25 protein-coding genes are annotated in these 20419 nt (G+C 68.2%); 18 read left to right on the top strand and 7 right to left on the bottom strand.

Going from position 1 to position 20419, the window contains the following annotated elements:
• Window positions 1-39 precede the first annotated feature (39 nt).
• The 3 genes from A5740_RS10080 to A5740_RS10070 all read right to left on the bottom strand — a co-directional run bounded on the left by A5740_RS10080 (window position 40) and on the right by A5740_RS10070 (window position 1804).
• Window positions 40-708, bottom strand: coding sequence for a hypothetical protein (locus A5740_RS10080; protein ID WP_076193633.1), 669 nt, complete (start codon window positions 706-708; stop codon window positions 40-42).
• Window positions 705-1277, bottom strand: coding sequence for a CsbD family protein (locus tag A5740_RS10075; RefSeq protein WP_076193632.1), 573 nt, complete (start codon window positions 1275-1277; stop codon window positions 705-707). Before A5740_RS10075 ends, A5740_RS10080 begins: the two co-directional genes overlap by 4 nt.
• A gap of 143 nt (window positions 1278-1420) precedes the next feature.
• On the bottom strand, window positions 1421-1804 hold the full coding sequence (locus A5740_RS10070; RefSeq protein ID WP_076193630.1) for a nitroreductase family deazaflavin-dependent oxidoreductase: 384 nt from the start codon (window positions 1802-1804) through the stop codon (window positions 1421-1423).
• 78 nt (window positions 1805-1882) lie between these two features.
• Between A5740_RS10070 and A5740_RS10065 the strand changes: the two genes are divergently transcribed.
• The 8 genes from A5740_RS10065 (at window position 1883) to A5740_RS10030 (ending at window position 9707) form a co-directional block, all read left to right on the top strand.
• On the top strand, window positions 1883-2281 hold the full coding sequence (locus A5740_RS10065) for a nitroreductase/quinone reductase family protein (protein WP_076193662.1): 399 nt from the start codon (window positions 1883-1885) through the stop codon (window positions 2279-2281).
• Window positions 2282-2351: 70 nt separating this feature from the next.
• On the top strand, window positions 2352-3662 hold the full coding sequence (hemL, locus tag A5740_RS10060; protein ID WP_076193628.1) for a glutamate-1-semialdehyde 2,1-aminomutase: 1311 nt from the start codon (window positions 2352-2354) through the stop codon (window positions 3660-3662).
• Window positions 3663-3697: 35 nt separating this feature from the next.
• Window positions 3698-4285 (top strand): histidine phosphatase family protein, encoded by a 588-nt coding sequence (locus A5740_RS10055; RefSeq protein ID WP_076193660.1) that lies wholly within the window; start codon window positions 3698-3700, stop codon window positions 4283-4285.
• A complete protein-coding gene (locus A5740_RS10050; protein ID WP_076193626.1) occupies window positions 4286-4909 on the top strand; it encodes a TlpA disulfide reductase family protein in 624 nt (207 codons plus the stop codon).
• Window positions 4906-5691, top strand: coding sequence for a cytochrome c biogenesis CcdA family protein (locus tag A5740_RS10045; RefSeq protein ID WP_076193625.1), 786 nt, complete (start codon window positions 4906-4908; stop codon window positions 5689-5691). The genes A5740_RS10050 and A5740_RS10045 overlap by 4 nt, the downstream gene beginning before the upstream one ends.
• 59 nt (window positions 5692-5750) lie before the next feature.
• Window positions 5751-7319, top strand: coding sequence for a cytochrome c biogenesis protein ResB (locus tag A5740_RS10040; RefSeq protein ID WP_076193623.1), 1569 nt, complete (start codon window positions 5751-5753; stop codon window positions 7317-7319).
• Entirely contained in the window at window positions 7316-8284 is a 969-nt protein-coding gene (gene ccsB / locus A5740_RS10035) for a c-type cytochrome biogenesis protein CcsB (RefSeq protein ID WP_076193621.1), read from the top strand. The genes A5740_RS10040 and ccsB overlap by 4 nt, the downstream gene beginning before the upstream one ends.
• A gap of 256 nt (window positions 8285-8540) precedes the next feature.
• Window positions 8541-9707: a MinD/ParA family protein gene (locus tag A5740_RS10030; protein ID WP_175616213.1), complete on the top strand. Its 1167-nt coding sequence runs from the start codon at window positions 8541-8543 to the stop codon at window positions 9705-9707.
• A gap of 6 nt (window positions 9708-9713) precedes the next feature.
• Here A5740_RS10030 and A5740_RS28285 read toward each other — a convergent pair whose 3' ends face one another.
• A complete protein-coding gene (locus A5740_RS28285; RefSeq protein WP_139335052.1) occupies window positions 9714-9875 on the bottom strand; it encodes a hypothetical protein in 162 nt (53 codons plus the stop codon).
• Window positions 9876-9950: 75 nt separating this feature from the next.
• Here A5740_RS28285 and A5740_RS10025 point away from each other — a divergent pair, with 75 nt between their 5' ends.
• Window positions 9951-10232, top strand: coding sequence for a DUF4229 domain-containing protein (locus A5740_RS10025; RefSeq protein ID WP_076193620.1), 282 nt, complete (start codon window positions 9951-9953; stop codon window positions 10230-10232).
• A gap of 2 nt (window positions 10233-10234) precedes the next feature.
• On the opposite strand, the gene A5740_RS10020 is transcribed toward A5740_RS10025, so the two are convergent.
• The gene (locus tag A5740_RS10020) at window positions 10235-11581 is read right to left on the bottom strand and encodes an MFS transporter (RefSeq protein ID WP_076193618.1); all 1347 of its coding nucleotides are present in this window, start codon (window positions 11579-11581) and stop codon (window positions 10235-10237) included.
• 147 nt (window positions 11582-11728) lie between these two features.
• Here A5740_RS10020 and A5740_RS10015 point away from each other — a divergent pair, with 147 nt between their 5' ends.
• Together A5740_RS10015 and A5740_RS10010 are read left to right on the top strand one after the other, a co-directional pair.
• Window positions 11729-11944, top strand: coding sequence for a helix-turn-helix domain-containing protein (locus A5740_RS10015; RefSeq protein WP_076193617.1), 216 nt, complete (start codon window positions 11729-11731; stop codon window positions 11942-11944).
• Between the two features lies 1 nt (window position 11945).
• On the top strand, window positions 11946-12512 hold the full coding sequence (locus tag A5740_RS10010; RefSeq protein WP_076193615.1) for a Clp protease N-terminal domain-containing protein: 567 nt from the start codon (window positions 11946-11948) through the stop codon (window positions 12510-12512).
• Between the two features lie 92 nt (window positions 12513-12604).
• Here A5740_RS10010 and A5740_RS10005 read toward each other — a convergent pair whose 3' ends face one another.
• Window positions 12605-13474 carry a 1,4-dihydroxy-2-naphthoate polyprenyltransferase gene (locus A5740_RS10005; RefSeq protein WP_076193657.1) on the bottom strand — a complete coding sequence of 290 codons (870 nt, stop codon included), beginning with the start codon at window positions 13472-13474 and terminating at the stop codon, window positions 12605-12607.
• Window positions 13475-13533: 59 nt separating this feature from the next.
• Between A5740_RS10005 and A5740_RS10000 the strand changes: the two genes are divergently transcribed.
• Genes A5740_RS10000 through A5740_RS09970 form a run of 7 tightly spaced genes read left to right on the top strand, consistent with a single transcriptional unit; the run spans window position 13534 to window position 18821 of the window.
• Entirely contained in the window at window positions 13534-13812 is a 279-nt protein-coding gene (locus A5740_RS10000) for a hypothetical protein (RefSeq protein ID WP_076193613.1), read from the top strand.
• A gap of 6 nt (window positions 13813-13818) precedes the next feature.
• On the top strand, window positions 13819-14619 hold the full coding sequence (locus A5740_RS09995) for an S-methyl-5'-thioadenosine phosphorylase (protein WP_076193611.1): 801 nt from the start codon (window positions 13819-13821) through the stop codon (window positions 14617-14619).
• Window positions 14616-15647: an NAD(P)-dependent oxidoreductase gene (locus A5740_RS09990; protein ID WP_076193610.1), complete on the top strand. Its 1032-nt coding sequence runs from the start codon at window positions 14616-14618 to the stop codon at window positions 15645-15647. Before A5740_RS09995 ends, A5740_RS09990 begins: the two co-directional genes overlap by 4 nt.
• A gap of 51 nt (window positions 15648-15698) precedes the next feature.
• On the top strand, window positions 15699-16826 hold the full coding sequence (locus tag A5740_RS09985; protein WP_076193609.1) for a nitronate monooxygenase: 1128 nt from the start codon (window positions 15699-15701) through the stop codon (window positions 16824-16826).
• 39 nt (window positions 16827-16865) lie between these two features.
• Entirely contained in the window at window positions 16866-17528 is a 663-nt protein-coding gene (locus A5740_RS09980) for a glycosyltransferase family 2 protein (RefSeq protein WP_076193607.1), read from the top strand.
• Window positions 17501-18190: a DUF2064 domain-containing protein gene (locus A5740_RS09975; RefSeq protein WP_254849132.1), complete on the top strand. Its 690-nt coding sequence runs from the start codon at window positions 17501-17503 to the stop codon at window positions 18188-18190. The genes A5740_RS09980 and A5740_RS09975 overlap by 28 nt, the downstream gene beginning before the upstream one ends.
• 1 nt (window position 18191) lies before the next feature.
• Window positions 18192-18821 (top strand): class I SAM-dependent methyltransferase, encoded by a 630-nt coding sequence (locus A5740_RS09970; protein ID WP_076193604.1) that lies wholly within the window; start codon window positions 18192-18194, stop codon window positions 18819-18821.
• 44 nt (window positions 18822-18865) lie between these two features.
• On the opposite strand, the gene A5740_RS09965 is transcribed toward A5740_RS09970, so the two are convergent.
• Window positions 18866-20221 (bottom strand): hypothetical protein, encoded by a 1356-nt coding sequence (locus A5740_RS09965; RefSeq protein ID WP_076193603.1) that lies wholly within the window; start codon window positions 20219-20221, stop codon window positions 18866-18868.
• Window positions 20222-20419: the final 198 nt, after the last annotated feature.

Genomic DNA, 20419 nt, shown 5'->3' with positions numbered 1-20419 from the left:
CGAGGCCGGCAGCCCCGGGGGTCGAGCACGGTGTTCGGATCAGGCTTTCTCGCGTTGCCGATTCTCTGATTCGGTGTCGGCCAGGTCGTCGAGCTTGTCGGCCTTGACGCGTTTGTCTGCTGCGGATTGCCGGGCGGCGGTGGCGTCGTCCAGTTTGTCTTCCGCAGCGGCCTTCGTGGTCCGCTCTTCGGCGCGGATCTCGGCCAGCTCCGCGGCGCCGGCGGCCTCGGCAGAGTTCTTCCGTCGCTCCGCCACTTCGTCGACGCGTCGCTTGGCCTCGGCGGTCTGCTTCTGAACGCGTTGAGCCGCAGCGCCTTTACGCTCGTTGGCGGTCTGGCGGGCGTCAGTCGTTCGGCGTTGGCGATCCTCGCGTGCCTCGGAGACATCCTCGGCAGCCTGGTCACGGGCGGCCGCGAGTTCGGCGTCGGCCTCCTTCAACTCCCCGTCGGCGACGGCGTCCAGCTGAGCCGCGCGGACCAGCGCGTCGCTGCGATCACGCAGGGCGGTGCCCCGCTGTGCGAGCTCGGTGTCCCCCAGGGCGCCGCCGATCCCGGCGTCCAGCGAGCCGAGCGAGCGTTGGTACAACAACCGCGCCGGCGATTCCGGGTCCAGCTTCGAGATCAGCCGGTCGTCGACCACCTGAAGGGGGAACCGCGCGATCCGGTACTGCAGGCGCAGCGCGGCGAACGGGATTTCCATGACATTCATCGCTTCTCCTCGGGGTTTTCGGGGAGGTCGGCAGAAATCTGATCCGCCGCCTCGCGCCAGCGCTCGGCTTCGACCTTTGTCTCGGCGGCCTCGGCGACGGCTTCACGGTGTTCCTCCACCGCGTCGGCCACATCGGCCACCGCCGCGCCGACTTCGGCGTTCTCGTCGGTTCTGGCCTGCTCGATCTCACTCTGTGCGTCGAGTTCGGCCCGTGTGGTCGCCTGTTGGACGGCGTGGCGGCCGGCCTGTTCGGCCGAACGCTTCTGGGCAGCCCGGGAAAGGTCGACAGAATTCTCGACGGCCTCCGTGCGGGCCTGGACCTCGCCGCGGGATTGCGCCGCCTCGCGTTGGGCCTCGGCGGCCTCTTGCCTCGCCTCCTGAGCTTCGGCGTCGGCGATGGCCTCGGCGTTGTTGGCTGCTCGCCGCTCCTTGGCGGCGCTCTGCTCCAGTTGGCCCTCGGCCGTCAACGAATCGTTGTCGGTCAACGCACCGACGATCTCTTTGGCTTTTCCCTTCACCGAGTCGATCAAGCCCTCGCGCGCCTCGGTTGCCCTGCTGTGTTTGGCCATGTCAGCCCCTTCTCCGAATCATTCGGCCGGTCGGCCACAGTGGAGTGCTTTCGTGACAGGCCACGTACCCGCCGGTTCGCGGAAGTCAAACCCCCAGTGGCCAGGGACACAGTCGCCGAAGAAGGATCGCGCGCCGGGTCCGTTCAGATGACCCGGCGTAACAGCACTGCCTGCTCGAACGGCAGCCGTGGGAACACCGACCGAATCGGCCCCCGGACGTGGGGCGCGGCCTCCGCTTTCGTCACGACGCGCGGGTCGGCGAGTCGGATGGTCTTGCCGTGCCGGCGCATCTGGGCCTGGCCGGCCGCCGTGATGTTCTTGAGCCAATCCCGGTTCGGGCCGTAGGTGAGCAGGATCGCGACGCCCTCGTCGGTGGTGAACACCGTCAGGGGAGTGCGGTAGGGCTTGCCGGAGCGGCGCCCGACGTGTTCGAGGATGCCGAACAGCGGCGCCCATCCCGCCCAGAGCTTCTGGATGGGGTTGGTGACGTACCGGTTGGCTCGGGCCAGCCATTGGGGGAGTTGCATGGCCCCATGATGCGACGCTGGGCTGCGGCCTGGGGGCAAAATCTGGCGTCGCGGGCGATGTATGCCGAGACTGGGGCCATGGCCTATCTCAAACCGCCGTGGTTCGTCCGCAAGGTGGTCAATCGGATCGCCATGGTCACCGGCGCCGGGCGCAGTCAGACGCTGACCGTGACAAGGCGCGGCACCAAACAGTCGCAGCAGCTCCCGGTGGTCGTGCCGGTCCTCGACGGGGTGAAGTACCTGGTCTCCACCCGTGGAGAGTCGGATTGGGTGCGCAATGTGCGGGCCGAACCGCGGGTGCGGCTGGGATCGGACACCTACCTCGCCGCCGAGGTCCCGGTGGAGCAGCGGGCACCGGTCATCGCGGCCTACCGCCCGCTGGCGGGCAAGGTCGTGGAGGGTTATTTCCGGGATCTGCCCGACGATGCGGATCACCCGGTGTTCGCGCTGACGCCGGCCGGTGACGCGGGCGGGTGACACGAATGGGTGACCGTGCCCACTACACCCTGTAGTTGACGCATTTGCACCGGCTGGGACACTGGTGGCCATGCGTGTTGACCAACCGCACACCCAGCGATCGGCCCAGCTGTTCGCCGACGCCTGTGCAGTCATCCCCGGCGGGGTGAACTCCCCGGTGCGTGCCTTCAACTCTGTCGGAGGCACCCCGAGGTTCATCACCTCCGCCCAGGGCTACTGGCTCACCGATGCCGACGGCAATCGCTACGTCGACCTGGTCTGCTCGTGGGGTCCGATGCTGCTGGGCCACGCGCACCCGGCGGTGGTGGAGGCGGTCCAGCGGGTGGCCGCCGACGGGCTGAGCTTCGGCGCCCCGACGCCCTCGGAGACGGAGCTGGCTGCCGAGATCATCGCTCGGGTGTCCCCGGTCGAGCGGTTGCGTCTGGTCAACTCGGGCACCGAGGCCACCATGAGCGCGATCCGGCTGGCCCGCGGCTACACCGGGCGCGCCAAGATCATCAAGTTCTCGGGCTGCTACCACGGTCACAGCGACGCGCTGCTGGCCGACGCCGGATCCGGCGTCGCCACCCTGGGGCTGCCGTCCTCGCCGGGGGTCACCGGCGCCGCGGCGGCCGACACGATCGTGCTGCCGTACAACAACGTCGCGGCCGTGGAGGAGATATTCGGGCGATTCGGTGACGAAATCGCTTGTGTCATCACCGAAGCCAGCCCGGGCAACATGGGCACGGTGCCGCCGATGCCCGGGTTCAACGCCGCGTTGCGCCGGATCACCGCGGCCCACGGTGCACTGCTGATCCTCGACGAGGTGATGACGGGTTTCCGGGTGAGCCGTTCGGGTTGGTACGGGCTCGATCCCGTCGACGCCGACCTGTTCACCTTCGGCAAGGTGATGAGTGGCGGCCTGCCGGCCGCGGCGTTCGGCGGCAGCGCCGAGGTGATGGGTCGGCTGGCCCCGCTCGGGCCGGTGTATCAGGCCGGCACGCTCTCGGGTAACCCGGTGGCGATGGCGGCCGGGCTGGCCACGTTGCGCCACGCCGACGACGCCGCCTACGCGCGGGTGGACGCCAACGCCGACCGGCTGGCCGGTCTGCTCACCGAGGCCCTGACCGATGCCGGTGTGGCGCATCGGGTTCAGCGCGCCGGCAACATGCTCAGCGTGTTCTTCACGCAGGAGCCGGTCACCGACTTCGCCACCGCCAAGGACACCGAAACCTGGCGTTTCCCACCGTTCTTCCATGCGCTGCTGGAAGCCGGGATCTATCCGCCGTGCAGCGCCTTCGAAACCTGGTTCGTCTCAGCGGCATTGGATGACGACGCGTTCTCCCGGATCGCTGACGCGCTGCCCGCTGCCGCCCGTGCCGCCGCGGAGGCCACGGCGTGACGAAAACTGTGCCGACAAGAACGACGGTGCACGTGATGCGCCACGGCGAGGTGCACAACCCCGAGAAGGTGCTCTACGGCCGGTTGCCGGATTATCACCTCTCCGAGCGGGGCCGGGCGCAGGCGCAGGCCGCCGCGGATTGGCTGGCCGACAAGGACATCGTCTACGTGGTGGCCTCGCCGCTGGAGCGGGCACAGGAGACGGCGGCGCCGATCGCCGAGAAGCACGGTCTGCCGATCGCGACCGACGACGATCTCATCGAGTCGTGGAACGTCTTCGAGGGGAAGCGGGTGTCCCCGGGCGACGGCGCCCTGCGCGATCCGCGGAACTGGCCGTTGCTGCGCAATCCCACGAAACCGTCCTGGGGTGAGCCGTACGCGGAAATCGCTCCCCGGATGATGGCGGCCATGCACCGGGCCCGGGAGAAGGCGGCCGGCCACGATGCGGTGTGCGTCAGCCATCAGCTTCCCGTCGAGACGCTGCGCCGGGCGATGATCGGACGCAAGCTCGCCCACCTGCCGTTGCCGCACAGCCGACTGTGCAACCTGTCCTCGATCACGTCGTTCACCTTCGAGGACGACACGCTGATCCGGTGGGGCTATACGGAGCCCTGGGGCATCTGAATGAGGTCGTTCCTCGCCCGGGTGAGCGTGGCGGTGCTGGCAGGGCTGGTACTGCTCACCGGATGCTCCACGGGCGACGACGCCGTGGCCCAGGGCGGCACCTTCGAATTCGTCGCCCCCGGCGGCAAGACCGACATCTTCTACGATCCCCCCGAAAACCGCGGCCGCCCAGGGGCATTGACGGGCCCGTCGTTGACCGACCCGGCCAAGACGATCTCCCTCGACGACTTCGCCGGCCAGGTCGTGGTGATCAATGTGTGGGGGCAGTGGTGTGGGCCGTGCCGGGCCGAGATCAGCCAGCTGGAGAAGGTGTACACCGAGACCCACGATCAGGGCGTGGCGTTTCTCGGCATCAACGTGCGCGACAACAACCGTCAGGCCGCCGTCGATTTCGTCATCGATCGCAAGGTCACCTTTCCGTCGATCTACGACCCGGCGATGCGCACCATGATCGCCTTCGGCGGCAAGTACCCGACCACGGTGATCCCGTCGACCGTGGTGCTCGACCGGCAACACCGGGTGGCCGCGGTGTTCCTGCGTGAACTGCTGGCCGAGGATCTGGAGCCGCTGCTGGCCCGGTTGACGGCCGAACCGGCCGCCCCGCCCGAGGACGCGCAGAAGTGACCGGTTTCGGCGAGATCGCCGCGGCCGGGCCCGTGCTGCTGGCGCTGGGGATCAGTGTGCTGGCCGGGCTGGTGTCGTTCGCGTCTCCGTGTGTGGTGCCGCTGGTGCCCGGTTACCTGTCGTATCTGGCCGCCGTCGTCGGGGTGCAGGAGGACCCGGTGGTCTCCGGCGCCACCCGACAGGCCACGCGCACCGCACGGCTGCGGGTGGCCGGTGCGGCGGCGTTGTTCGTGGCGGGTTTCACCGTGGTGTTCCTGCTCGGAGCGGTGGCGGTGCTGGGCATGACCACCACGCTGATCGCCAATCAGGTTCTGCTGCAACGCATCGGCGGGGTGGTGACGATCGTGATGGGGCTGGTGTTCGTCGGCTTCATCCCGGCGCTGCAACGCCAGGCGAGGTTCGCCCCGCGGCAGTGGTCCACGATGGCCGGGGCACCGCTGCTGGGTGCGGTGTTCGCGCTCGGCTGGACCCCGTGCCTGGGGCCGACGCTGACCGGGGTGATCGCGGTGGCCTCGGCCACCGACGGCGCCACGGTGGCGCGGGGGGTGGCGCTGGTGTTGGCCTACTGCTTCGGCCTGGGAATCCCGTTCGTGTTGCTGGCACTGGGCTCGGCGCGCGCGGTCACCGGCCTGGGCTGGTTGCGCCGGCACACCCGCACCATCCAGATCTTCGGTGGGGTGCTGCTGATCCTGGTGGGCGCCGCGCTGGTGACGGGTTTGTGGAATGAGTTTGTGTCGTGGGTGCGCGACGCGTTCGTCAGTGACGTGAGGCTGCCGATATGACCGACACCGCTGCGCGAGCAGACACAAACCCGCCCAAAAATCGGCGTTTTGGGCCGGTTATGCGTCTGCTCGCGCTGGCGCGCAACACCTGGCGGACCCTGACGTCCATGGGCACCGCACTGGTGCTGCTGTTCCTGCTGGCCCTCGGCGCGATCCCCGGCGCGCTGTTGCCACAACGCAGCCTCAACGAGTCGAAGGTCGACGAGTATCTGGCGGCCCATCCCACGATCGGGCCGTGGCTGGACCGCGTGCAGGCCTTCGACGTGTTCTCCAGCTTCTGGTTCACCGCGATCTACGTGTTGCTGTTCATCTCGCTGGTGGGCTGCCTCACCCCCCGCATGATCGAGCATTTCCGCAGCCTGCGGGCGGTGCCGGTGCCTGCACCACGCAATCTGGGCCGATTGCCCAAGCACTACGACGAGCAGGTGAGCGCCGAGCCCGCCGAGTTCGCCGAGACGGTGACCAAGCGGCTCAAGGGCTGGCGCAAGGTCACCCGGCAGACCGATGCCGGCACTGAAATCTCAGCGGAGAAGGGGTATCTGCGCGAGTTCGGCAACATCGTCTTCCACTTCTCGCTGCTGGGTCTGTTGGCCGCGGTGGCCTGCGGCAAATTGTTCGGCTATGAGGGCAACGTCATCGTGATCGCTGACGGCGGCCCCGGGTTCTGCACCGCCTCCCCGGCCGCGTTCGACTCCTTCCGGGCCGGCAACACCGTCGACGGCACCTCGCTGAACCCGATGTGCCTGCGGGTCAACGACTTCGACGCGCATTATCTGCCCACCGGTCAGGCGTTGTCGTTCGCCGCGCACATCGACTATCAGGTGGGTGACGCTCTGGCTGCCAACACCTGGCAGCCGTACCGTCTGGAGGTCAACCACCCGCTGCGCATCGGCGGGGACCGGGTCTACCTGCAGGGCCACGGATATGCGCCGACGTTCACCGTGACGTTCCCCGACGGCCAGCAGCGCACCCAGACCATCCAGTGGCGGCCCGAGGAACAGATGACGCTGTTGTCGTCGGGCGTCATGCGCATCGACCCGCCGGCGGGTACCTATCCCGATGCCGACGAGCGCCGTAAGCACCAGATCGCGATCCAGGGTCTGTTCGCGCCCACCAAGGAACTGGAGGGCACGCTGCTGTCGTCGAAGTTCCCGGCGCTCGACGATCCGGCCGTCGCCGTGGACATCTACCGCGGCGACACCGGGCTGGACACCGGCCGGCCGCAGTCGTTGTTCACCCTCGATCCCCGGCTGATCGGTCAGAACCGGCTGACGAAGGTGGCCCGGGTGAACCTGGTCGAAGGGCAGGACACCACGCTCGATGACGGCACCAAGGTCCGGTTCGACGGCGCCGTACCGTTCGTCAACCTGCAGGTCTCCCACGATCCCGCCCAGGTGTGGGTCCTGGTGTTCGCGATGTCGATGATGGCCGGGTTGTTGGTGTCGTTGGTGGTGCGCCGCCGTCGGATCTGGGTTCGGATTCAACCCGCTGCTGCGGGTACGGTGAACGTCGAGCTGGGCGGGCTGGCCCGTACCGACAACTCCGGTTGGGGCGACGAGTTCGAGAAGCTGACCGGACGGCTGTTGGAGGGTTACGAGCAGCCGGCAGGAGAGAAGGCGGAGCAGTGAACACCGAGCACATCGACATCGGGCTGGCCAGATATTCCGACTGGGCGTTCACGTCGTCGGTGTTGGTTCTGGTCGGCGGGCTGATCCTGCTCGCGATCGAACTCGCCTACAGCCGGGGCCGCAAAGTCGAAAGCCGCGAACTCGTCGGGGCCACCGTGGGGGCCGACAGCGCCACCCCCGGCGTCGTCGCCGAGGAGCCCCGCCGGTCGTTCGACGAGCGCGTCGGCAAGACCGGTCTGGCCCTGACCTATGTCGGCATCGGCATGTTGTTCATCTGCATCGTGCTGCGCGGCCTGGCCACCTCCCGGGTGCCGTGGGGCAACATGTACGAGTTCATCAACCTGACCAGCTTCTGCGGGCTGGTCGCGGCCGCCGTCGTGCTGCGTAAGCCGCAGTACCGCGCCCTGTGGGTCTTCGTGTTGGTGCCGGTGCTGATCCTGCTGACGGTGTCGGGACGCTGGCTGTACTCCAATGCCGCCCCGGTGATGCCTGCGTTGCAGTCCTATTGGCTGCCCATCCACGTGTCGGTGGTGAGCCTGGGTTCCGGGGTGTTCCTGGTGGCCGGTGTGGCCAGCATCCTGTTCCTGCTCAAGATGTCGCCGCTGGCGGATCGGGACAACGGTCTGGGTCGTGTCATCTCACGGCTGCCCGATGCCCAGACCTTGGATCGGATCGCCTACCGCACCACGATTTTCGCGTTCCCGATCTTCGGTTTCGGGGTGATCTTCGGAGCCATCTGGGCCGAGGAGGCTTGGGGCCGCTACTGGGGCTGGGACCCCAAGGAGACGGTGTCGTTCATCGCGTGGGTGGTGTATGCGGCGTACCTGCATGCCCGCTCCACCGCGGGTTGGCGTGATCGCAAGTCAGCCTGGATCAACGTGGTGGGTTTCGTCGCGATGGTCTTCAACTTGTTCTTCATCAATCTGGTGACCGTGGGCCTGCATTCGTACGCGGGCGTGGGTTAGCTCGCACCGCGATTCACCACCGCAATTCACCACCGCGTCGGAATCCGGCTCGAGGACCGCGCTAAGGTCGGGCCGACGGCAAGTCGTCCGAACGGAGGGAAGATCGGTGTCCGAGTCCGAACAGCCCGTGCCTGATACGGCGAATACCCCGTCCGTGCCGTCGGCCGACGAGCCGACCGTCGTCGATCAGGCCGGCCCACCGGTCGTCGAGGCGCCCGCCGAGCCGTCTCCGCCACGTCCGGACGTCGAACCTCCGCTGGTCCCTTCGGTATTCGCTCCGGTGCCGGCCTTCCGCAATCAGCAACGCTTCAGCAATCCGGCCGAGCCGGGCGTATCCACCCCGCTGCCCGCGGAGTGGACGGCGCCGACACCGCCGCATGGTGTCCCGGTGATCGCCGCACCCACCGCGCCCGCCGCGCTCGGCCGTTTCGAGGGCCCGGGGCTCGCAGCTGACCGTCCGATCGCCGCGGATTTCGCCACCCCCTACCGCGACCTGTCCACCACGGCATTGCTGGGGCAGCGGAAGAACCCGCCGACCTCGGGGTGGCGTAAGGCGCTGTACGTGGCGTCGTTCAAACAGGTCAACGTCGGCGAAAGCCCCAAGACCACCCACCACAACAATCTGGTCGCCGAGGTCAGTCAGCCGTTGCAGGGCTGCTACCGGATCGCCTTGATGTCGCTGAAAGGCGGAGTGGGCAAGACCACGATCACCGCGACGTTGGGCGCGACGTTCGCCTCCATCCGAGGTGATCGGGTGGTCGCGGTCGACGCCAACCCCGACCGGGGCACATTGAGCCAGAAGGTGCCGTTGGAGACGGCGGCCACGGTGCGGCACCTTCTGCGCGACGCCGAAGGCATCGAGCGCTACAGCGACGTGCGCGCCTACACCTCGCAGGGGCCGAGCCGGTTGGAGGTGCTGGCTTCGGAGAGCGACCCGGCGGTGTCGGAGGCCTTCAGCTCCGACGACTATCTGCGTGCACTCGCGGTGCTGGAGCGGTTCTACAGCCTGGTACTCACCGACTGTGGCACGGGCTTGATGCATTCGGCGATGTCGGCGGTGCTGTCGAAGGCCGACGTGCTGGTGGTGATCAGTTCGGGTTCGGTCGACGGGGCGCGCAGTGCCTCGGCGACGCTGGACTGGCTCGACGCGCACGGGCATCAGGATCTGGTGCGCAATTCCATCGCGGTGATCAATGCTGTGCGGCCCCGTTCGGGCAAGGTCGATCTGTCCAAGGTGGTCGACCATTTTTCCCGGCGCTGCCGCGCGGTGCGTCTGGTGCCGTTCGATCCGCATCTGGAGGAAGGTGCCGAGATCAGCTTGGATCGGCTCAAACCGGCCACCCGGGAGGCGCTGATCGAACTGGCGGCCGTGGTGGCATCGGACTTTGCCGGGACGCGCCGGCCCATGGACCCGCGGGTCTGAGGCGAATCAGGTGCGCGGGTTGTCGCCGTGCCCGAGCCGACGCAGGAAATCCGGATCGTCGTCGGGCCCGATCACCCGTGTCCTGGGTTGACTCGAAGAGACCCGCGCCAGCCGCCAACCCACATACACCAGGCTCGCTGCGGCTATGAGCAGGAGTAGATACGCCACTCGAAACCTCCTTGATCCGAATATACGCGCCGTCGGTAGGCTCGGAGCGTGTCCGGAAGTGGTTCGACCTCACGCATGGTCACCGATGTCGCGGTGTATCTCCTTGCCCGGTTGGTGCTGGTCGCCGTGCTGACTGCGGCGATCTACGGCCTGGGGCATCTGATCGCCGGGGATTTCCCGGTGGTGGTGGCGTTGTTGTTCGCGATCGTGATCGCGCTGCCGCTCGGGATCTGGTTGTTCCGCCCGCTGCGGGAACGCGCGACGGCGTCCATCGCGGTGGTCGACGAGCGTCGGCGCCAGGATCGTGAGCAGCTGCAGGCCCGGTTACGGGGCGACGAGCCCCCGAAAGCCCCATAGCGTCATCGCAGGAACGCCGAACCTTTTTCCTGATCCAGGTAGGTGTCGGACTTGTTCTTGAGAAACCCGACGTACACCGCGAGTGAGAGCGCGATGCACACCGTCACGTAGGCGATGAACCACGGCACGTGGTCGCGTTCCTTGAGCGCCTGGTAGATCACCGGCGCGGTCCCGCCGAACATCGAATTGGCCAGGGCGTAGCCGATTCCCACCCCGAGGGCGCGGACGTGGGAGGGGAACAGTTCGGATTTCACCAGGGCGTTGATCGAGGTGTAGCCGGTCAGGATCACATAGCCGACAGCCACCAGAAGGAACGACAGCAGCGGTGAATGTGTCTGCGGCAGATAGGTGAACAGGACGTAGGTGTAGATCACCCCACCGATGCCGAACCAGACCAGCAGCGGTTTGCGCCCGACCTTGTCGCTGATCATCCCGCCGACCGGCTGGATCGCCATCAGGAAGATCAGCCCGATCAGGTTCACCCACGTCGCCGTCATCGCCTGGTCCTTGTAGGTGCTCTTGACGATCGCCGGGGCGTTGACGCTGTAGGCGTAGAACGCCAGGGTGCCGCCCATGGTGATCAGGAAGCACAGCATCAGGGGTTTGCCGTAGCGGGTGAGCAGTTCGCGCAGGGATCCCGAGCTGTTGTCCTTGCCTTCCCGGATCGCCTCGAGTTGTTCGGCGGACAGGGATTCGTCCATGCTTCGCCGCAACCAGAACACGACGACCGCGGCCACACCACCGATGGCAAAGCCGATCCGCCAACCGAATTCGTGGACCTGGGCGGTCTCGAACGCGGTCAGGATGATCAGCAGCGTGAATTGCGCCAGTACGTGGCCGCCCACCAGCGTCACGTACTGGAACGACGAGAAGAAGCCGCGGCGTTCCCGGGTGGCCGCCTCGGACATGTAGGTCGCCGAGGTGCCGTACTCGCCGCCGGTCGCGAAACCCTGCACCAGCCGGCACAGGATGAGGATGATCGGCGCTGCGACACCGATGGTTTCGCGTGACGGCACCAGCGCGATCACCAGTGAGCACGCCGCCATCAGCGAGACGCTGACGGTCAGGGCGGCACGGCGGCCGCGACGGTCGGCGAAGCGGCCGAAGAACCACGAACCGAGCGGGCGGGTGAGAAACGTGATCGCGAAAACCGCGTATACGTACACCGTCGAGTTCGGGTCCTCGCCGAAGAACTGTGCCTCGAAGTAGCCGGCGAACACGGTGTAGACGTAGACGTCGTACCACTCGACGAGGTTTCCCAACGAGCCCCTGATGGTGTTCCAGATGGCGCGGCGGGTTTCGGCGCGGCCCGAGGGTGCGGGCTGATGCGCCTCGGTCGAAGTGGTCATACGCATCTCCCAGGTGGTCGGGGCGGCCTCGGCCGACGGCCACGTTAGTGCAACCGCCGGTGTGCGGCGCGGAATTGGCTTTCGGATGCCGTCCAGAAGTTGTCAAGTTTTCTTGACGCACCCACGGTGTCAAGTTATCTTGACAGAGTGAGTGACGTTGACGAGCTGATCGCCGAGGGTGTCAGCAGCCCTGACCCCGCCGTGGGGTTGCGGGCGGTGCGGGCCCTGCAGCGGCTACAGGAGCGGCTCGAGGCCATACACGTCGCCAATGCCCGGGAGCAGGGCTGGAGCTGGCAGGCGATCGCCGAGGCACTCGAGGTCAGCCGCCAGGCGGTGCATCAGAAGCACAACCGGAAGGGATGACATGTTCGAACGGTTCAGTCGTCACGCGCGCGTCGCGGTGGTTCTGGCGCAGGAAGAGGCCCGCGAACTGGAGGCCAACGACATCCGGCCCGAACACATCCTGGTCGGCGTGCTGCAGAGCTCCGGGCGCGAATTGTCCGCTCTGTTGGCCGGTTTCGGCCTGACCTCAGATGCGGTCCGCGCCGAGTTGGTGGCGGCCGATGCGCCCGGGGACGAGTCGTTCGACGGCGACGCCGAGGCGCTGCGGTCCATCGGCATCGACCTCCGCTCGGTGCGCGCCAACATCGACCGCACCTTCGGCGACGGCGCGTTCGACAATGCGCTGCGCAGCACCGGTCGGCGGCGCAGACGCCGCGGTCACCTGCCCTTCACCAAGCCTGCGAAGAAGGTGCTGGAGCTGGCACTGCGGGAATCGTTGGCGCACAAGGACGGCTACATCGGATGTGAGCACATCCTGCTCGGAATCCTTCGTGGGGGAGATGACCGCGCCGTCGGACTGATCACCGAGCATGTCGGCGCCGGCGAGCTGCGCACCGGCATCGTGGGGCTGTTGGATCCTGCGGCGTAAGCCGGACTCGCCGGTTTCTGCGTCTGGGTCGTGGCTCGCGAGGAGCCGCAACCCTCAGGTCGAAATCGGCGGAGCCTGCCCGCGGGAGAAAGCTAGCCGAGGAACAGTGCCAACGAGACCGCGACCGCCCACACCAGCATGGTCAACCCGGTATCGCGCAGCACCGGGATCAGCCCTGCGCCGGTGCTGCCGTCGCGCACCGGCCGCAGGGCCCGCACCGCCGGCGCCAGTGCCAGCAGGCCGAAAGCGCACCACGGGGTGGCCAGGATCAGCACCAGCGGCAGCACCAGGGCCACGCCGACCAATAGCTGATACAGCAGCCGGGTGCGCGCATCGCCGAGGCGCACCGCGAGGGTGATCTTGCCGGACTGGCTGTCGGTGGGGATGTCTCGGAGATTGTTGGCCACCAGCACGGCCGACGACAGGGCGCCCATCGCCACTGCCGCGACCAGACCGACCCAGTCGATGCGCAACGCCTGGGTGTACTGCGTGCCCAGGACCGCGACCAGCCCGAAGAAGATGAACACCGCCACCTCGCCCAGACCGAGGTAGCCGTAGGGCTTCTTCCCTCCGGTGTACAGCCAGGCCCCGGCGATGCACACCGCGCCGACGGCGATCAGCCACGGTGCGCTCACCGCCGCCAACACCAGCCCGGCCACCGCGCCGATCGCCAGGCTGACCACGGCCGCGGTCAGCACAGCCCGCGGCGAGGCCAGTTTGGAACCCACCAGGCGCAACGGACCGGACCGCACGTCGTCGGTGCCGCGGATGCCGTCGGAGTAGTCGTTGGCGTAGTTCACCCCGATGATCAGTGCGAGCGATACGGCCAACGCCAGCAACGCTTTCCACCACACCGCCGATCCGGCCCAGGCGGCTGCACCGGTGCCGGCGAGCACGGGCGCGACGGCATTGGGCAGGGTGCGGGGACGGGCGCCTTCGATCCATTGCGCGAAACTGGCCACGACGGTCATCGTATGAGCTGACCCGGTGCCTCACCGCACGGACTCTTACACTGGGCCACATGAAGGAGCAGCTCAGCAAGACCGAGATCGGCAAGGACGTGCTGCAGGAATCCGTCGAGGCAGTGGCAACGACGGTCGGGCAGGTCACCTCGATCATCACCACGGCGGTCAAGGACGTCGCCTCGGCGATCGGTGGTCTGGCCACCGATGTCTTCGAGATCGCCGACGGCGCCCGGAAGGCCAACGAGGACTTCGACGGGGATTTCGACGACGACTTCGACGATGTGGCCGACGGCCCGGCTGATTCGGCCGACGTGACCCCGGACAAGGCTGAATAGCGCTGCATGCTGGGCGTCATCGGCGGTAGTGGCTTCTATTCGTTCTTCGGGGCCGAGGCCCGCACCTTCAGCGTGGACACACCGTACGGTGCGCCGAGTGCACCGATCACCGTCGGTGCGGTCGGCGGGCATGAGGTGGCGTTCCTGCCTCGGCATGGGGTGGACCACGAGTTCTCGCCGCACACCGTCCCGTATCGGGCCAACATGTGGGCGCTGCGCTCGGTGGGCGTGCGACGGATCTTCGCGCCGTGTGCGGTGGGCAGCCTGACCGCCGAGTGGGGCCCGGGTTCGATCGTGGTGCCCGATCAGTTGGTGGACCGTACCCGTGGTCGCGCCGACACGTACTTCGATTCCGGCGGCATCCATGTGAGTTTCGCCGATCCGTACTGCCCGGCGCTGCGGGCGGCTGCGGCCGGGCTGCCCGGGGTCGTCGACGGCGGCACGATGGTGGTGATCCAGGGCCCGCGGTTTTCCACCCGGGCGGAGAGTCGCTGGTTCGCCGATCAGGGATTCACCCTGGTCAACATGACCGGCTACCCGGAGGCGGTGCTGGCTCGTGAGCTTGAGATGTGTTATGCCGCAATTGCTTTGGTGACCGATCTGGATGCCGGTATCGAGGCCGGCTCCGGGGTGACGACGGTGGACGTGTTCGCCGAATTCCAGCGCAACCTGGTGCCGTTCAAGAAGCTCGTGCAAGAGGCCGTAGAAGCGGTTGCAGTCGTCGATGCTGCGGTCGACACTGCCGAGCGTGCGTGCACACATTGCCTGGCCCACGATGGGGTGAAGTTGCCGTTCGAGTTGCCGTGAGGGTGCTGCTCACCGGTGCCGCCGGATTCATCGGGACGCGAATCGCGGCCGGGTTACGCCTGGCCGGACACGAGGTGGTGGCGCTCGACGCGCTGCTGCCGGCCGCCCACCGGGCCGGAGTCGAGCCGCCGCCGGGGTGCCAGGTGGCAGACATCCGTGACCGCGCCGCCCTGGCTCCGCTGCTCGCCGGGATCGACGTGGTGTGTCACCAGGCTGCGGTGGTGGGTGCCGGTGTCGATGCGGCCGACGCGCCGTCCTATGGCAGCCACAACGACTACGGCACCACGGTGTTGCTGGCCGAGATGTTCGCGGCGGGGTGCTCTCGGCTGGTGCTCGCGTCGTCGATGGTGATCTACGGGCAAGGTGCGTACCACTGTCCACGGCACGGTGCGGTCGATCCGTCGCCGCGGACCCGGGCCGACCTCGAGGCCGGGGTGTTCGAGCACCGGTGTCCGGTCGGGGGTGAACCGCTGCAGTGGACGTTGGTGGATGAAGCCGCGCCGGTGCGTCCGCGCAGTCTCTACGCGGCAAGCAAGGCCGCGCAGGAACACTATGCGCTGGCGTGGGCCGAAGCGACGGGCGGTTCGGTCGTGGCCTTGCGCTACCACAATGTCTACGGACCGCACATGCCCCGCGACACCCCGTATGCCGGGGTGGCCGCGATCTTCCGCTCGCAGTTGGAATCCGGCCGGGCGCCAAGGGTTTACGAGGACGGCGGACAGATGCGTGATTTCGTCCACGTCGATGACGTCGCGGCGGCGAACGTCGCCGCGGTGGACCGTTGCGAGCCGGGTTTTGCGGCGTTCAACGTCTGCTCGGGACGGCCCGTCTCGATCTTGGATGTGGCCACCCGGCTGTGCGAGGCGCGCGGCGCCGACGCCCCGGTCGTCACCGGACAGTTTCGCAGCGGCGATGTCCGGCACATCGTCGCCGACCCCGTGGGCGCGGCGCGGGGGCTCGGTTTTCGGGCGGCGATCGATCCCCGTGACGGCTTGGCGGAGTTCGCGTTCGCACCGCTGCGGGATTGACCTCGCCCACCCAGTTGACACCCGTCAAGTTCGCGTGCCAATACTGACAGGGTGAAACCCGCTATCTGTGAGCAGTTCGGTATCGACTTCCCGCTCTTTGCCTTCAGCCACTGCCGCGACGTGGTCGCCGCGGTGACCAACGCCGGTGGCTTCGGCGTGCTGGGAGCCACCGCGTACAGCCCCGAGCAGCTCGATCAGGAACTCTCCTGGATCGATGAGCAGGTCGACGGCAAGCCGTACGGCGCCGACATCATCGTGCCGGCGAAATTCGAGGGCAAGGGCGAGAACCTGTCCCGTGGTCAGCTCGTCGACCGCATCCCGGCCGAGTATCGCGAGTTCGTGGCCCAGCTGCTCGCCGCGCACGACATCGAGCCGGAGTCCAAGCAGCGCCTGGGCGGGTCATCGTTGTCCGGCGACACCGGCCGTGAGCTGCTGGATGTCGCGCTCAGTCATCCGATCAAGCTGATCGCCAACGCGCTGGGCGTACCGCCCGATTACATGATCGAGGCCGGTCGGGAGCGCGGCGTCCCGGTGGCGGCCCTGGTCGGCGCCCGCGAGCACGCCCTCAAGCAGGTGCAGGCCGGGGTGGACCTGATCATCGCGCAGGGTACCGAGGCCGGCGGGCACTGCGGTGAGGTCACCACCTTGGTGCTCATCCCCGAAGTGCTCGACAGCCTGGAGCAGGCCGGCAGCGATATCCCGGTGCTGGCCGCCGGTGGCATCGTGACGGGCCGGCAGATGGCCGCGGCGGTGGCGATGGGTGCCGCCGGCGCCTGGACCGGTTCGGTGTGGCTGACCACCGAAGAGGCCGAGACCGCTCCGTACACCGTGCAGAAGATGCTGGCGGCGACCTCGCGCGACACGGTGCGGTCGACCGGGCGTACCGGCAAGCCGGCGCGGCAGTTGAAGTCGGAATGGACCGATGCGTGGCAGCCGAATCCCGCGGGGCACCAGACCCTTCCACTGCCTCTTCAGAACATGCTCGCGGAGCCGGTGATCCGGCGCATCGATGCCCTTGCCGCGCAAGGGCATGCGGGTGCGCAGGCGCTGGCGACCTACTTCGTCGGTCAGGGCGTCGGGTTGATGAACAAGGTCAAACCCGCCCGCGAGGTGGTGCGCGAGTTCATCGAGGATTATCTGGCCGCTACCGAGCGGCTCAGCAATTCGCTGCCGGATTGACGCCCACGACGACGTCGCGGGGGCCTACCGTCGAGTGACATGGCCCCAGATACGGCTCAGGTGACGGTTGTCCTGCCGTGTCTGAACGAGGCGGAGTCGCTGCCCGCGGTGTTGGAAGCAGTTCCGGCTGGGTATCAGGTAGTCGTGGTCGACAACAACAGCACCGACGACACCGCCGGTGTGGCACGCCGCCACGGCGCCCGTGTGGTGACCGAGCGCCGGCCGGGTTACGGGGCCGCTGTGCATGCCGGGGTGCTGGCGACGACGACGCCGATCGTGGCGGTGCTCGACGCCGACGGTTCCCTCGATCCGGCCGAGCTGCCCGCGTTGGTCGCCGAGCTGGATTGTGGCGCCGATATGGCGATCGGCCGGCGCAGGCCGGAGCCGGGGCTGACGTGGCCGTGGCATGCGCGGCTGGGCACCGCCGCGGTGTGCTGGCGGCTGCGGCACCGCTACGGACTGCCGGTGCACGACATCGCGCCGATGCGCGTCGCCCGCACCAAGGCACTGTTGGCTCTGGATGTCACCGACCGGCGCTCGGGGTATCCGCTGGAACTGCTCGTGCGTGCTGCGCAGGCCGGGTGGCAGGTGACCGAACGTGATGTGGCCTACGGGCGGCGCACCGGGGGACGATCGAAAGTCAGTGGCTCGCTTCGCGGCAGTGTCATTGCGGCGTGGGACTTTTGGCGAGTGATCGCGTGACGATCCCGGTGGCCGTGCTGGTGGTGGCGAAGGCACCGGTCGCCGGGTTGGCCAAGACGCGGCTCGCAGCCGCCGTCGGTGCGGATGCGGCGGCCGCGATCGCTGCGGCCGCGCTGCTGGATACCTTGGACGCGGTGGTCGCAGCACCGGTGCAGGCTCGCGTGGTGGCGTTGACCGGTGACCTCGACCGCGCCCACAGCAGCCGTGAAATCCGTGCCCGGCTGGCCGGTTTCACCGTTGTCGTGCAGCGCGGGGACGCTTTCGCCGAGCGGCTGGCGAACGCGCACACCGATGCGGCGGCCGCCACCGGTCTGCCCGTACTGCAGATCGGCATGGACACCCCGGAGGTGACCGCCAGGCTGATCGAGGAATGCGCGGATGTGCTCGCCACCTCCGACGCCGTGCTGGGTATGGCCGCCGACGGCGGCTGGTGGCTGCTGGGCGTGCGTGATCCGGTGACGGCGCAATGTCTGGTGAAAGTACCGATGTCACAACCGGACACCGGTGCGCTGACCCACGCCGCGTTATGCGGAACCGGCGTATCGGTGCACCAGGTGTGCGCCATGCCCGACGTGGACACCGTCGCCGATGTCGATGCGGTGCGACGGATGTGCGCGCCGGACAGCAGGTTCGCCCACGCCACCCTGGCTGCCGGGGTGTGACGTGTGGGGGCAGCTCTACGAGCGTGCGCTCGGCGGGGAGCGATGTTGGATCCGCCATGACAACGGCAACATTCGCGCGCTGCCGATCGCCGGCTGGCTCGGCGGCCGGCACGCCGACCGGGTGTTCGACCATGCGGTGCTCAGCCTGTGCAGTGGGCCGACCATAGATCTCGGGTGCGGGCCGGGCCGGCTGGTCACCGATCTGTTGCGGCGGGGAGTGCCCGCGTTGGGTGTCGATCAGTCCGCCGCAGCCGTGGAACTCGCCCGGCGCGGCGGCGCACCGGTGTTGCGCCAGGATCTGTTCGGGCCGTTGCCCGGCGCCGGGTGGTGGCAAACCGTGCTGCTGGCCGACGGCAACATCGGCCTGGGAGGCGACCCCTGGCGAGTGCTCCGACGGGCCGGCGAACTGCTGAGCAGCACGGGCAGCTGCATCGTGGAATTCGATTCCGCGGTTCGGGGTGTGTGCGCTGGTTGGGTGCGGTTGGAGACGGTCCAGATGGTCGGGCCCTGGTTCCGCTGGGCGAGTGTGGGTGTCGATTGTGCGGCCAAGCTGGCCGAGGATGTCGGTCTGACACTGACGGCGATCCAACCCGTCGGATCCCGGGTGATCGCCACCCTGGCGGGTCGATGAGCCGTTTCGTCGCGGGATTGGTGTGCTGCCTGCCGGTCCGGCCGCTACCAATTGGTCAGGATCGCGTGGTTGAGCACCAGCGCGCCGAGAACGTTGACGGCGAGCCACCATCGGTGTGACCGCGCCGGCAGCAGCGCGGGTGCGGCGGTCAGCCACACCGTGAACGGCAACCAGATGCGTTCGGTCTCAGCCTTGCTCAGCATGCTCAGGTCAGCACACGCAATCGCCAGCAGGGCAGCGCCGAGGACCAGGTGCAGGCCGGATCTCCGCTTGATGGCATCGATGTCGAACAGTCGGCCGATTCCGGCGACACTGCCCAATCCGATGGCGCACACCACCGACGCGAGGTTCGCCCATGCCCAGTACTGAAAGGGCCGGTTGTTGGCGATACCTTGCCAATACCGCTCTTGAACAAGCGTGTACCCGTCGAACCACCAGAACCCGGCGAACAGGAACACCAGCACTACCGCCAGTGCGGCCAGCGCCGCGGGGATCAGGGCTCGCAGCGCGGAGCGTCGACTCGGAGCGGCGATCAGTACTGCCAGGGCTGGCAGCGCCATGAGCGCCAGTCCGTAGTTCAGGAAGATGCCCCAGCCCAACAGCAATCCGGCGGCGGCCGCGGTCGGTATCGGCCATCGTGGGTTGCCTCGGACCGCCAGAGCCAGCAGCGCGATACCCCAGGCCGCGACTCCGGCGTAGTAGCCGTCGGCCGATACCGCGATCCAGATCGCGGTCGGGGCGGCCACGACGAACGGCGCCGCCGCCCGCGCAGTGGTCTCGCCGGCCAATGCACGCACCGTAACGATGATGGCTGCGGCTGCGCTCGATCCCGCCAGCAGACACAGCAGGCCCGCCCACGCGCCGCCGCCGAGTCCGATCCGGTCCAGCCAGACAAACGTCAGCAATGCACCCGGCGGATGGCCGGACACGTGGGTGATCCACGAGTCAGGTTGGTAGTCCAGAATTCTGGACGAGAACGTCCGTAGTGCCTCGGGGATGTCGGTGACACTGGGCACTTGCCGCAGATACTCATGCCGTGCGGTCAGCCTGCCGGCGAACCCCCGTTGCCAGCCGTCGATCATGGCCAGGGAGAACGCCCAGGTTGCCGACGTGCCCCACACCACCCAGGTGAGCGCCCGCCATGGCAGACGCGCAGCCACGGTCGGGCCCCACAGCACCACCGCGGCACCGATCAGGATCGCGAGGGGAGTTCCCCAGCCGGCGTGGGCTTTCCACCAGCCGAAGATCGGTGCGGTGTCGGCGAAGCTGCGGATCTGCGCGGGGGTGCTGTTGATCAGCGGCGTGACGATGCCGAGGTCCAGGTGTGGGACGACGAACGCCGCCACGACGAGTCCCAGACCGCACCCGACCGCGACGATCTCCCGGCGCGCGATCTGCATGAGCCCCAGCCTAGGGGGACGGCGAGTCCTTCTGCCCGTAGATCCCGTAGGTGTGCAGCTCGTCGGTGACATCCGTGTCCGGTTCGGCGCCGGCTGGTGGGGGGGGGGGGGGCCGGCGGCGGGGGGCCGCCCGCCGGGCCCGCGGGGGGCCCCCCCCCCCCCGCCCGGCGGGCGGCGGGGGGCGCGGGCGGCGGGGGG

The organism is Mycobacterium sp. GA-1841 (genome assembly GCF_001954135.1).
Classification (GTDB): Bacteria; Actinomycetota; Actinomycetes; order Mycobacteriales; family Mycobacteriaceae; genus Mycobacterium.
The sequence above is the reverse complement of the archived record's forward strand: the minus strand, read 5'-3'. Positions and strand labels throughout refer to the sequence as shown.

Coding starts and splice junctions, on each gene's coding strand:
- A5740_RS10080 (WP_076193633.1), bottom strand. CDS start 708: ATGAATGTCATGGAAATCCCGTTCGCCGCGCTGCGCCTGCAGTACCGG.
- A5740_RS10075 (WP_076193632.1), bottom strand. CDS start 1,277: ATGGCCAAACACAGCAGGGCAACCGAGGCGCGCGAGGGCTTGATCGAC.
- A5740_RS10070 (WP_076193630.1), bottom strand. CDS start 1,804: ATGCAACTCCCCCAATGGCTGGCCCGAGCCAACCGGTACGTCACCAAC.
- A5740_RS10065 (WP_076193662.1), top strand. CDS start 1,883: ATGGCCTATCTCAAACCGCCGTGGTTCGTCCGCAAGGTGGTCAATCGG.
- hemL (WP_076193628.1), top strand. CDS start 2,352: ATGCGTGTTGACCAACCGCACACCCAGCGATCGGCCCAGCTGTTCGCC.
- A5740_RS10055 (WP_076193660.1), top strand. CDS start 3,698: ATGCGCCACGGCGAGGTGCACAACCCCGAGAAGGTGCTCTACGGCCGG.
- A5740_RS10050 (WP_076193626.1), top strand. CDS start 4,286: ATGAGGTCGTTCCTCGCCCGGGTGAGCGTGGCGGTGCTGGCAGGGCTG.
- A5740_RS10040 (WP_076193623.1), top strand. CDS start 5,751: ATGCGTCTGCTCGCGCTGGCGCGCAACACCTGGCGGACCCTGACGTCC.
- A5740_RS10025 (WP_076193620.1), top strand. CDS start 9,951: ATGGTCACCGATGTCGCGGTGTATCTCCTTGCCCGGTTGGTGCTGGTC.
- A5740_RS10020 (WP_076193618.1), bottom strand. CDS start 11,581: ATGACCACTTCGACCGAGGCGCATCAGCCCGCACCCTCGGGCCGCGCC.
- A5740_RS10010 (WP_076193615.1), top strand. CDS start 11,946: ATGTTCGAACGGTTCAGTCGTCACGCGCGCGTCGCGGTGGTTCTGGCG.
- A5740_RS10000 (WP_076193613.1), top strand. CDS start 13,534: ATGAAGGAGCAGCTCAGCAAGACCGAGATCGGCAAGGACGTGCTGCAG.
- A5740_RS09995 (WP_076193611.1), top strand. CDS start 13,819: ATGCTGGGCGTCATCGGCGGTAGTGGCTTCTATTCGTTCTTCGGGGCC.
- A5740_RS09980 (WP_076193607.1), top strand. CDS start 16,866: ATGGCCCCAGATACGGCTCAGGTGACGGTTGTCCTGCCGTGTCTGAAC.
- A5740_RS09965 (WP_076193603.1), bottom strand. CDS start 20,221: ATGCAGATCGCGCGCCGGGAGATCGTCGCGGTCGGGTGCGGTCTGGGA.